The sequence below is a fragment of the Noviherbaspirillum denitrificans genome (genome assembly GCF_002211445.1).
Classification (GTDB): domain Bacteria; phylum Pseudomonadota; class Gammaproteobacteria; order Burkholderiales; family Burkholderiaceae_D; genus Noviherbaspirillum; species Noviherbaspirillum denitrificans.
In genome coordinates this window covers 1634960-1646857 of the sequence record NZ_LSTO01000001.1, presented here as the reverse complement: position 1 = coordinate 1646857, position 11898 = coordinate 1634960, and the positions used below count along the sequence as shown (strand labels likewise).

Genomic DNA, 11898 nt, shown 5'->3' with positions numbered 1-11898 from the left:
CCCCGCCGCGTCTAAACCTGTATCTGCGCTGCAATCCGGCCGAGGAAGCCAGCCAGTCTGGCGCCGGCGGGAACAGAACATCAAGATGCAAGGCGTTCCATGCTCGACAAGGCAACCCGACACTTATCTTTCCTGGACGGCGGCGGCGAGTGCGGACGACTGCTGCGCGCCGTCGATTGGGCGTCGAATCCGCTAGGCCCGCCGCACGGCTGGTCCTCGCCGCTCAAGACCTGTGTGCAGGCCGTACTGCACGGCCGGATTCCGATGGCGGTCCACTGGGGACCGGATCTCGTGGCCATCTACAACGATGCCTGCATTCCGATATTCGGCAACAAGCATCCCCACAGCCTGGGTCGGCCTGCAAAAGAATGGTGGGGCGAAGCCTGGGAAAGGCTGGGACCCATTTTTGACAGCGTCATGCGGGGAGAATCGTTTTTCGCGGAAGAAAGCCTCTACGCCATCAACCGCGGTGATACGACTGATGATGCCTACGTCACGCACAGCCACAGTCCGCTGTGGGGCGACTCCGGCAGGATCGAAGGTGTCCTGGCTGTCATTTTCGAGGTCACGAAGACGGTCCGTTCCCGCGCAGCCATGCAGGAAACGAGCGAACGGCATACCGCCCTGCTCGCCATCACGCAATTGTTGCGGACGCTGCGCGATCCGGACGAGATCATGCGCGCCGCTGCACGGATGGTCGGCAACCACCTCAATGTCCAGCGCGCAGGATTCACGGAAATCACGGACCGCGGCCTGATGCACCATACCATGACCTGGAGCGACGGCAGTCTTCCGGCCATCGAAGCCGACCTGCCGGACCACGCCCTCGGCCATGGCATGAGCCTCGGGGCGCGTGAAGGAAGGACGATGGCCGTCAGCGACGTCGAGAGCGATCCACTGACTCTCGATTCCGTCTTTTCCTCCCTTGGCGTGCGCGCGTGCATCGGCGTTCCCATCGTCCGCCATGGTCGCTGGCGCGGCGGCTTCTACGTCCACTCCGCGACAACGCGGCAATGGACCGCCAGCGAAGTCGCCTGCGCGGAGGAGGTCACGGCGCTGGCGTGGGATGCGGTGGAACGCGCGCGTGCCCAGACGCGCCTGCGTGAGAGCGAGGCGCGCTTTCGCACCGCGCTCGATATTGCCCAGCTCGGCACCTTCGATTGGGACTTGCGCACCGACGTGGTGATCCATTCCGCCCGTACGCGCGAGATATTCGGGCTGAACAGCAGCGAAGGCCGGCACCCGGACGACTATTTCGCGCGCATGCTGCCCGAGGACGTCGCGCATGTGCGCCACATCCTCGCCACACTGAACGGCCGGGAGCCGCGCATGCAGATCGACTTCCGCATCCGCCCGGCCGGCGGCGACCTGCGCTACGTGACCTGCATCGGTGAAGGCTTCTGCGATCCTGACGGGCAATGCATGCGCATCCTCGGTGTGGTCAGCGACACCAGCAAGAGCAAGCTTGCCGAGCAGGCCCTGCGCGAGAACGCGGAAGTATTCAACGTCACTTTCGAGCAGGCGGGTATCGGAATTGCCCATGTCAATCCCGATGGCCGCTTCATGATGGTCAACCGCAAGCTCTGCGAAATGGTCGGGTATTCAAGTGACGATCTGCGCGCGATGACGTTCATCGAACTTGCGCATCCCGACGACCGCGCCATCGGCGTTGAAGAGTTTCGCAAGTCGATTGACCGCGCCGTCCCCAGCTTCACGGTCGAGAAACGATACCAGCGCAAGGATGGAAGCATCATTTGGGCACGCATCAATTCCACCGCGATCCTCGACGAAGGATCGGGGGCGGTGAAATACAACGTCGCCGTCATCGAAGACATCACGGAACGCAAGCAAAACGAGGAGCGCCAGCTGTTCATGCTGCGCCTGGATGCCTGCCTGCGCGACGTTGCCGATCCCGACGAAATTCCGCGCGCGGTATGCAGGCTGCTCGGGCAGCGCCTGGAAGCAGACTATGTCTATTTCGCGGAATTCGAGGACGATGAAGACCATCTCGTCATTCGCGCCGACTACCGCAAGGGGCAAAGGCAGTTCTACGGATACTGGCGCCTGCATCGATTCGGCGACCAGGTGGTGCGCACCTTGCGCGCGGGGCGCACCGTCGTCATCAACGACATCCTCAACGATGCGCAACGCGCCGGCGTCCCGGCTACGCTGTTCAAGGAAATCGACGCGCGGGCCGGTGTTGCGGTCCCGATGATGCGCCACGGGCGTCTGCGCAGCCTGATCATCGTCCTGTGCAGCGATCCTCACACCTGGGCCGAAGCCGCCGTCCACCTGATCGAAGAGACCGCGGCCCGCGCGCGCGACGCGGTCGAGCGCGGTCGCGCCGAACAGGAGCTGCGCGTGAGCAGCGAACGGCTGAGCATGGCGGTTGCCGGCACCGGCGACGGCGTGTGGGACTGGTACCTCAAGGATGGCCGTGTGGTGGTCTCTCCGCGCATGACCACGATCCTCGGCTACCCGGAATCCGCGATACCCGTCAACGTCGAGCAATGGATGGATCTGGTGCACCCCGACGACAAGGACAGGCTCCAGCAGGAAACCGCGGCCACGCTGGCCGAATCGGTCAGCACTTTCTCCTGCGAATACCGCATGCGCTGCCATGACGGCAGCTACAAATGGCTGCTGTCGCGCGGCATCGTTGTCGCGCGCGACGCGCGCGGCGATCCGGTGCGCATGACGGGCATGATTACCGACATTTCCGAACGCAAGGAAGCCGACGAGCGCATCTGGCGCCATGCCAACTTCGATGCACTCACCGGGCTGCCCAACCGCCGCCTGTTCCGCGACCGCCTGCAGCGCGAAGTCGTCAATGCCGCGCGCGACGGCACACGGATCGCGCTGATGTTCATCGATCTCGATCGCTTCAAGCAGGTCAATGACCTGCTCGGCCACGATGCGGGCGACAGCCTCCTGAAAGAAGCAGCGCAACGCATCTCCAGGTGCGTGCGCGAGTCCGATACGGTGGCACGACTGGGCGGTGATGAATTCACGGTCATCCTGACCACGCTCGGCAACCTCGATCATGTGGAGCACCTCGCGCAGAATTTGCTCGACACGCTTGCCAGCCCGTTCAAGCTCAACAAGGAATCCGCCTATGTCTCCGGCAGCATCGGCGTGGCCGTCTTTCCCGACGACGGCCACAGCGCGGAAGAACTGATCCGCAAGGCAGACCAGGCAATGTATGCCGCCAAGCACGCCGGGAAAAACCAGTTCAGCTACTTCACGCGTTCCATGGATGAATTGGCGCACCAGCGGCTGCGCCTGTCCAACGAACTGCGCACGGCCCTGCCACGCGGGCAGCTGGAGGTCCATTACCAGCCCGTGGTCGACCTCGGCAGTGGCAAGATCGTCAAGGCGGAAGCCCTGTTGCGCTGGCAGCACCCGAGCATGGGTACGGTCGAGCCTTCTCGATTCATTCCGCTCGCCGAAGAGTCCGGGATGATCACGGATATCGGCAACTGGGTCTTCCGGGAGGCGGCACAATGCTCGCGGCGCTGGAGCGCAGGGCTGGACACGCCCTTCCAGATCGCCGTCAACAAGTCGCCCCTGCAGTTCATGTCGCACTTCGGTGAAAGCTGGCTGGAATACCTGGAGCGCATGCAGCTCCCCGGCGCAGCCATCTCGGTCGAGATCACCGAGAGCATGCTGCTGCATGCGGCGGAAACAGTGTCCGACACCTTGCTGCGTTACCGTGACGCCGGCATCCAGGTCGCCATCGACGACTTCGGCACCGGCTATTCATCGATGAGCTACCTGAAGAAATTCGACATCGACTACCTGAAGATCGACCAGTCTTTCGTCAAGGAGATCACCACCGACCCGACGAACCAGACCATCGCCGAATCGATCATCGTCATGGCCCACAAGCTCGGATTGAAAGTCATCGCCGAAGGCATCGAGACAAAAGAACAGCAGGAACTGCTGACCGCAGCGGGGTGCGACTACGGACAGGGCTACCTGTTCTCGCAGGCGGTACCGGCGGCCGAGTTCGAGCGCTTGCTCGTGCAGACCCACAGTACATCGTCGGCAAGGGACTCGGCGCGGCGCCAGCTCCAGTAACCGCTGTTGCCGCACGGCGCCTCCTGAAGTCAGTTTCCCGTAATCAGATCATGGAGTACACGCATGTCCACAGGCTTGACGAGGTAGGCATCGAAACCGGCAAGCTTTCCCCGGTTGATGTTTTCCTTGCTGCCGTAGCCGGTCATGGCAATCAGGCGGATGTCGTGCGTGGCGCGCCCGCGCAGCGCGCGCGCCACGCCGTACCCGTCCAGCTGCGGAAGACCGATATCGATCAGCGCAATGTCCGCCTTCGCCTGCAGCACGGTGTCGATTCCCGCCGGTCCGTCGGCGGCCTCCACGACACGGTGCCCGTCTAGTTCGAGCGCCGCGCGCAAGCCGACCCGCACGTCGCGATTGTCCTCGACGATGACAATGGTTCGGGACACACGCGCCGCAACATCCGTCATCGCCTCGGGCTCGAGTCCGGGCGCGGCCACTGCCGGCAGCCTGACAATGAATTCGCTTCCCCGGTCAGGCCCGTCGCTGCGCGCCTCGACCTGTCCGCCATGCAATTCGACCAGCCGGCGCACGAGGGTCAGGCCGATACCGAGGCCGCCCTGCGAGCGGTCCAGCGAACGCTTCCCCTGCACGAACAGGTCAAACACACGCGGCAAAAGGTCCGCTTCAAGGCCGAGCCCTGAATCGCGCACCCGCAGGATCGCCTCGCCATCCTGCGCCTCCAGCGTTACGCATACCGAGCCAGGTTCGGGTGTGTACTTGACCGCGTTGGCAAGCAGGTTCGCCACCACCTGGTCGAGGCGGGTCGTATCGCCTTCAACCCACACCTGCTGCAATTGCGACGTCATGTCGATGCCGCCCGTTCGGCCCGTGTTTTGCAGTGTCTCGATGGCAGCACGCACGATGGCGGAAAAATCCAGCACCTTCCGCTCGAGCTTGATCTTGCCAAGGATGACGCGGCCGGCATCGAGCAGGTCGTCTGTCAGGCGCGACAGGTGCCGGACCTGCCGGCGAATGATGGCGCGTGCCTCGCCGGCCGTGTCCTTGTTGCGCGACGGTGCCTGATCCATGAGGTCGAGGATCTCGGACGCGGTCGTGATGGCCGCGAGCGGATTGCGCAGCTCGTGTCCCAGCATGGCGAGAAACTCATCCTTGGCCTTGTTCGCCTTCTCGGCCTGCACCCGCGCTTCCTGCTCGAGAAGGCGTGCATCGCGTTCGCCCTGCAGCAGCTTTTCACGTTCGATATAAGCGGCCGACAGCGCGGTCGCAACTTCCCGCACCTCCGGCAAGTCAGACCGGGGCACCGGCGGGAGTTCTCCCTGTCCAACGGCCACGGCTGCCTGCGCGAGGTCCTTCAGCGGACGCGTCACGGTTCGGCTGAGCAGGTAGGCGGCCAGAAATCCGAGCAGCAACGAGAGAAGGATGGCACCACCGAGCGCCGCATAGGAGCGCCTGATCGGCGCTTCGATCGCCTCGACAGAAATCCCTACTGCTGCAGACCAGCCCGAGTCCGGCGAGCGTGCGAACACGGAATAGACGGGCCGGCCTTCAAGGGTTCTCGTTTCCGCGACGCCGCCCTGCCCTCCCTTTTCAAGCAAGGCGAGCAATCCCGGCGAAGGCTTCTTGCCCACCCAGTCCTCCTGGCCGATCGTGCGGGCGACGATGTTGTAGCTCTTGTCGAAAATAGCGACCACGCCTTCGATCGGCACGCGCTGGCGGCTCAGGATGGTGCGAATGGTTTCGGGATGGATGACGGCAGTCAGCACGAAGCGGACGGCGCCGTCGCGCACGATGGGAACCCGAACCGATAATGCGTATTCTTTCAGCACCGGCGACAGGATGATATTGCCCACACCGGGTTTCCCCGACCGTACGGCGTCTTCCAGTCCCGCAGCGTCCACCCGGCCGGGAAGCGAGACCCCGTAAGGGAGGTGGGCATTGACCAGCTGGCGCGCGGAAGGATCCGCCAGCACGACATTACGCCAGCCGCTGCGCCGCGCCAGCATTTCCCTGGCCTCCCGGTGGAAGCCTTCGAAATCGTCGGCCTGCAGCCGGGGACTTGCCGCCAGTGCGTCGAGGGCTGCGATCGATGTCGCCAGTTCGGAATCGACGGCTGTGATGATGGCCCGCATCGTGCCCTTGTTGGCCTCGATCAGTTCTTGCCGCTGCACCTCGGCATTGTGGAACAGCGTGGCGAAAGCCAGCACCGCCAGGGGCAGGATGCCGGCAAGAACGATGACGAACAGGCGCAGCTCGAGCGGTCCGATACGGAGACATTGCCGGAGGCGTACCAACAGTCCCTCCTTGCGGCGTGGCTGCCGGCCCGTTTCCGATGCGCCACATTCGGGCGACGCGGCAAGGCGCGCAAGTTTTTCCGCATGGATATCGGTACAGGTTCCCGCCCATTTCACGACGCTGCCGTCGCGGCTGCGATGCGGCGTTCCCTGGACACGGAACCAGCGGTACACGCCATCATGGCGCCGGATCCGCACTTCGATGTCATATGGATGAGCGCCTTCGGAAGACAGGCTTTTCCGCCATTCGGCCAGGAGGTGCTCGCGGTCCGCCGGATGATAGAAACGGAGCCAGTCCTCACCGAAGGAACTGCCGAACCCCTCGCCCACGTAGCGATACCACGACGGGCTTTGGTAATGGTTCATGCCCCGGTGGTCCGTCTCCCAAACGGTCTGGAAGGGATCGCCTTCCGTTTGGCCGCCGCCAACCGGATCAAGCGTTTCCGGGTCGGGCACGGTCATGTCCATGCGGTCGGCCCTGTCGTACACATGGCCGTGCAAGCTGCCCTGTTGCCGTATTGCCCTACGGTTTTCATGCGTCTCCCGCGCGGATTGAATGTTTGTCTATGTTACCCCGGCCTCTCCGCGCCTGCAGGTGACGGCACCGGGCTTCCGCCTGTGAAAAACTGCGAACCTGTCAACAAATGCCAGTCTAATCACATACCCAACCAACAAAGGAGCGAGCATGAAAAAATTACCTATTGCAATCTTCCTGTCGCTGATCGGTACTGCATCGCTGACATACGCACAGACAACGACGACGACCACGACCTCCGATCCCACCAAGTCCGGCGCGGCAACATCCGGCGCGAGCCCGTCGAGCAGCAGCGGATCGTCCGGTGCGGTCACGACCACGACTACCACGGTTGACACGCCGAGCAGCGCGTCCGGCTCTTCCGGTGCCTCTGGCACAAGCGGAAGCAGCTCCTCCGGCAGCGGAAGCAGTTCGCCGACCAGCGGCGCGTCGTCGTCCGACACCAGCTCGGGCAGCGGCACGCTGAGTACACCGTCGTCGCCGAGCTATGGTTCCGGCAGTGCGACCTCGGGCAGCTCCGGCAGCGATACGTCGTCCTCCGGCACTTCCGGTTCGGGCGGACCGACATCGGGCAGCGGCATGTCGTCGGGAACGTCGGGAACGTCGGGCAGCGATACTTCCAGCTCGGGTACTTCAGGATCCGGAAGCACATCCACGGGAACGACCGGCAGCAGCACCTCCAGTCCGAGCACGTCGGGTTCAGGCGGCTCTACCTGGGGCTCCGGCACATCCGGTACGTCCGGCACCGGCAGTTCGGATACATCGACCACCGGTTCCGGTACCTCGGGAACGTCGGGCAGTGGCAGTTACGGCACCGGGTCTTCGCCCTCCAGCAGCTCCACTGGCTCGGGCTCCAGCACCACCACGTCCCCGTCCGGCTCCACGACGACCACGACGCCGTCCGGTTCGACCAACCGCTAAGACGGTCGCCACTTCGGGAGTGCAAGCCCCCTGCGAACGCTGCGCTCCCGCAATGCGATGACGCACTGCCGCCGCACGCTTCGGCGGCAGGTTTCTCCTTGCGCGCGCGCCGCCCCAGGTTCCGCACCACTTCGATACAACCTGAGGGAACCATCTTCAATGCATCGCCATCTATATTGCCAAATAACCATGAGCCGGCCTTATTGAAATATCCGGTGCGCGGAGTCGCATGGTCGTGCTTCGTCCACCCGTGCCGCCTGCCTGCCGCCCTTCTGGAGACAAATGGACGATGGACGAAAGACACCAGCCAGCTACCAGGACGCAGGAACTGCGTGCCTTCCTTTTCCTCACGATCGTCACGGCCCCCATCCTCGCAGTCGCGGTCGTCGGCGGTTATGGATTCTTCATCTGGATGTACCAGCTCATCACCGGCACCTTGCCTTCGGGTTAGCGCCTGTCCCCAATCCAATTCAGGATACCGAACGCCATGGATAACGAAGTTCATATCGCCGGCATCGTCGTATTTGCCCGCCCTGACGCCGCCGATCGCATTGCATCAAGCGTACGCGCCATTCCATCCGCAACCGTCCACGCCATCTCCCCCGACGGGAAACTGGTCGTGACGCTGGAAACCGACAGCGCCAGTCGTACGCTCGACTACATGGATGCGATACGGGCGTTGCCGGGCGTGGCGGATGTCGCCCTCGTCTATCAGCATGCCGAACCGTTCGAGGCGCTCGAACAGGAGATCGAAACATGAAACTTACGCGACGCGACTTCATCAAGCAGACAGCCGCGATGACGGCCGCCACGACGGTGGGCATACCGCTGGAAACGTTCGGCTCGAACGTCGTTACCGACGCAGCAAAGACACAGCTGACCTGGAACAAGGCGCCGTGCCGCTTCTGTGGCGTGGGATGCGGCGTGAATGTCGGCGTGAAGGACGGTCGCGTGGTGGCGACCCACGGCGACATCAATGCCGAGGTCAACCGCGGCATCAACTGCGTGAAAGGCTACTTCCTGTCCAAGATCATGTACGGCGAGGATCGGCTGACGCGTCCGCTGCTGCGCATGAGCGGCGGCAAGTACGACAAGAACGGCGAGTTCACCGCGGTGTCGTGGGACACCGCTTTCGACGTCATGGCGCAGCAGTTCAAGAAAGCGCTGCGCGAGAAGGGACCGTCCGGCATCGGCATGTTCGGCTCAGGGCAATGGACAATCTGGGAGGGTTATGCGGCGGCCAAGATGTTCAAGGCCGGCTTCCGCTCCAACAATATCGACCCGAACGCGCGCCATTGCATGGCCTCGGCCGTCGCCGGTTTCATGCGCACCTTCGGCATGGATGAACCGATGGGCTGCTACGACGATATCGAAGCGGCCGATGCCTTCGTGCTGTGGGGCTCGAACATGGCCGAGATGCATCCCATCCTGTGGACACGTGTTTCCGACCGCAAGCTGTCGGCGCCGCATGTGCAGGTCGCCGTGTTGTCGACCTACGAGCACCGCAGCTTCGACCTGTCGGACCTGTCGATGATCTTCCGGCCGCAGACCGACCTGGCGATCCTGAATTACATCGCCAACCACATCATCCGGACCAACCGCGTCAACCGCGATTTCGTCAACAAGCACACCCGCTTCGTACTGGGCAACACGGACATCGGCTACGGCCTGCGCCCCGACCATCCCCTGCAGAAAGCCGCGAAGAACGTGGCTGAAGCCGGCGGTGGCAAGCCGATCAATTTCGACGAGTATGCGAAGTTCGTCAGCACCTATGACATAGACTCGGTGTCGCGCCTGTCGGGCGTGCCGAAGGACCGCCTGCAGCGTCTGGCCGAACTGTATGCCGATCCGAAGGTGAAGGTGATGTCCTTCTTCACGATGGGGTTCAACCAGCATACCCGCGGCACCTGGTGCAGCAACCTGCTGTACAACCTGCACCTCCTGACCGGAAAGATTTCCACGCCGGGCAACAGCCCGTTCTCGCTGACTGGCCAGCCTTCGGCCTGCGGCACCGCGCGCGAGGTTGGCACCTTCTCGCATCGCCTGCCGGCGGACATGCTGGTGGTCAATCCCAAGCACCGCGAAGTGGCGGAAAAGATCTGGCAACTGCCACCGGGGACAATTCCCGACAAGCCGGGCTATCACGCGGTACTGCAGAGCCGCATGCTCAAGGATAGCAAGCTTGGCGCCTACTGGACCATGGTCTCCAACAACATGCAGGCCGGTCCGAACATCATGGGCGAGATCCTGCCCGGCTTCCGCAATCCGAATACCTTCGTCGTCGTGTCCGACGTCTATCCGACCGCATCCACGGTGGCCGCCGACCTCATCCTTCCCACGGCGATGTGGGTCGAGAAGGAAGGCGCGTACGGCAACGCCGAGCGCCGCACCCAGTTCTGGCACCAGCTGGTGAATGCACCCGGCGAGGCGCGTTCCGATCTTTGGCAACTTGCCGAGTTCTCCAGGCGTTTCAAGATGGAAGAAGTGTGGCCGAAGGAATTGCTCGACCAGGCACCGCAATGGCGCGGCAAGACCATGTACGACCTGATCTTCAGGAACGGCGTGGTCGACAAGTTCCCTGCTGCGCAAATGGAGCCGGGCTACGCCAACGACGAAGCCAAGGCATTCGGTTTCTACATGCAGAAGGGCCTGTTCGAGGAATACGCGCAGTTCGGTCGCGGGCATGGCCATGACCTGGCGCCCTTTGATACTTACCACAAGGAACGCGGCCTGCGCTGGCCGGTCGTGAACGGCAAGGAAACGCGGTGGCGCTACCGCGAGGGCACCGATCCCTATGTCAAACAGGGTGAAGGCTTCAGTTTCTACGGCATGCCCGACGGAAAAGCGGTGATTTTTGCGCTGCCCTATGAAAAGGCGGCGGAGGAGCCGGACAAGGAATTTCCGTTCTGGCTGTCGACCGGACGCGTGCTGGAACACTGGCATACCGGGACCATGACACGCCGCGTGCCGGAGCTGTACCGCGCGGTCCCCAATGCAGTCTGCTTCATCCACCCGGACGATGCGAAGGAACTGGGTGCGCGGCGGGGCGACCTGATCGAAATCACTTCACGCCGAGGAACGATCCGCTCGCGGGTGGAAACGCGAGGGCGCAACCGTCCGCCACGCGGCCTGGTGTTCGTGCCCTTCTTCGACGCCAGCCAGCTGATCAACAAGGTGACGCTGGACGCGACCGACCCGATTTCCTTCCAGACGGACTTCAAGAAGTGCGCGGTCAAGCTGCGCAAGGTATAGGAGAATGCAATGAGAAAAATAATCGCAGTCCTGCTGCTTCTCCCCTGTCTTGCCTCGGCCGCCGATTTTTACGACCGCATGCGCGGCAATGTCCCGCTCGACCAGACCACGCAGCCGCCGCCCATCGTCAATCCCGACAACAGCGACGTGCGCCGCTCGCGCAACTATGCGATGCAGCCGCCGATCATCCCGCACAAGATCGAAGGCTACCAGCTCGACAAGAATGCCAACCGCTGCATGATGTGCCATGCGCGTACGCGCACGCAGGAAAGCCAGGCGCCGATGATCAGCGTCACGCACTTCATGGACCGCGACGGCAACTTCCTCGCCGAACTATCGCCGCGCCGCTACTTCTGCCTGCAGTGCCACGTGCCGCAGGCCGGCCTCAATCCGCTGGTGAACAACCAGTTCAAGGATGTCGACACGATGCTGAACCAGGCGCCCGATCCCTCGGCAGCGCCGCCGCAACCGAAGAAATAAGGGAGTCACATGAAACGCTTGCTCAAGCGCTATTGGGACATCCTGCGCCGTCCCAGCGTCCACCTCAGCTTCGGCTTCCTGACCATTGGTGCTTTCGTGATGGGCGTCCTGTTCTGGGGCGGCTTCAATACCATCATGGAAGCGACCAACACCGAGAAGTTCTGCACCGGCTGCCACGAGATGCGCGACAACGTCTTCGCCGAGCTGCAGAACACCATCCATTACTCCAACCGCAGCGGTGTTCGCGCGATCTGCTCGGACTGCCACGTGCCGCACAACTGGACCAACAAGATGGCTCGCAAGATGGCGGCCTCGAAGGAAGTCTTCGGCAAGATCTTCGGCACCATCGACACCCGCGAGAAATTCCAGGCCCACCGC

The 11898-nt window shown here is 63.0% G+C and carries 9 protein-coding genes; 6 read left to right on the top strand and 3 right to left on the bottom strand.

Annotation, left to right across the window (positions count from 1 at the left end; genetic code table 11):
• The first annotated feature begins 99 nt into the window (after positions 1-99).
• Positions 100-4080, top strand: coding sequence for a bifunctional diguanylate cyclase/phosphodiesterase (locus AYR66_RS08210; RefSeq protein ID WP_088707098.1), 3981 nt, complete (start codon positions 100-102; stop codon positions 4078-4080).
• 29 nt (positions 4081-4109) lie between these two features.
• On the opposite strand, the gene AYR66_RS08205 is transcribed toward AYR66_RS08210, so the two are convergent.
• From AYR66_RS08205 to AYR66_RS29455, 3 genes are all read right to left on the bottom strand, one after another.
• Positions 4110-6821: a hybrid sensor histidine kinase/response regulator gene (locus AYR66_RS08205; protein WP_141104043.1), complete on the bottom strand. Its 2712-nt coding sequence runs from the start codon at positions 6819-6821 to the stop codon at positions 4110-4112.
• Positions 6822-6896: 75 nt separating this feature from the next.
• A complete protein-coding gene (locus AYR66_RS29460; protein WP_088707096.1) occupies positions 6897-7328 on the bottom strand; it encodes a hypothetical protein in 432 nt (143 codons plus the stop codon).
• 24 nt (positions 7329-7352) lie between these two features.
• Positions 7353-7637 (bottom strand): hypothetical protein, encoded by a 285-nt coding sequence (locus AYR66_RS29455; RefSeq protein WP_088707095.1) that lies wholly within the window; start codon positions 7635-7637, stop codon positions 7353-7355.
• Between the two features lie 440 nt (positions 7638-8077).
• Between AYR66_RS29455 and AYR66_RS08190 the strand changes: the two genes are divergently transcribed.
• The 5 genes from AYR66_RS08190 to AYR66_RS08170 all read left to right on the top strand — a co-directional run.
• On the top strand, positions 8078-8239 hold the full coding sequence (locus AYR66_RS08190) for a periplasmic nitrate reductase, NapE protein (protein ID WP_088707094.1): 162 nt from the start codon (positions 8078-8080) through the stop codon (positions 8237-8239).
• Positions 8240-8275: 36 nt separating this feature from the next.
• Positions 8276-8548, top strand: a complete 273-nt coding sequence (locus tag AYR66_RS08185; RefSeq protein WP_088707093.1) for a chaperone NapD — start codon at positions 8276-8278, stop codon at positions 8546-8548.
• Positions 8545-11040, top strand: coding sequence for a nitrate reductase catalytic subunit NapA (napA, locus tag AYR66_RS08180; RefSeq protein WP_088707092.1), 2496 nt, complete (start codon positions 8545-8547; stop codon positions 11038-11040). The genes AYR66_RS08185 and napA overlap by 4 nt, the downstream gene beginning before the upstream one ends.
• A 9-nt stretch (positions 11041-11049) precedes the next feature.
• On the top strand, positions 11050-11520 hold the full coding sequence (locus AYR66_RS08175; RefSeq protein ID WP_088707091.1) for a nitrate reductase cytochrome c-type subunit: 471 nt from the start codon (positions 11050-11052) through the stop codon (positions 11518-11520).
• A 9-nt stretch (positions 11521-11529) separates the two neighbouring features.
• Positions 11530-11898 (top strand): NapC/NirT family cytochrome c (locus AYR66_RS08170; RefSeq protein ID WP_170942282.1); only part of this gene is annotated, 369 nt, incomplete at its 3' end.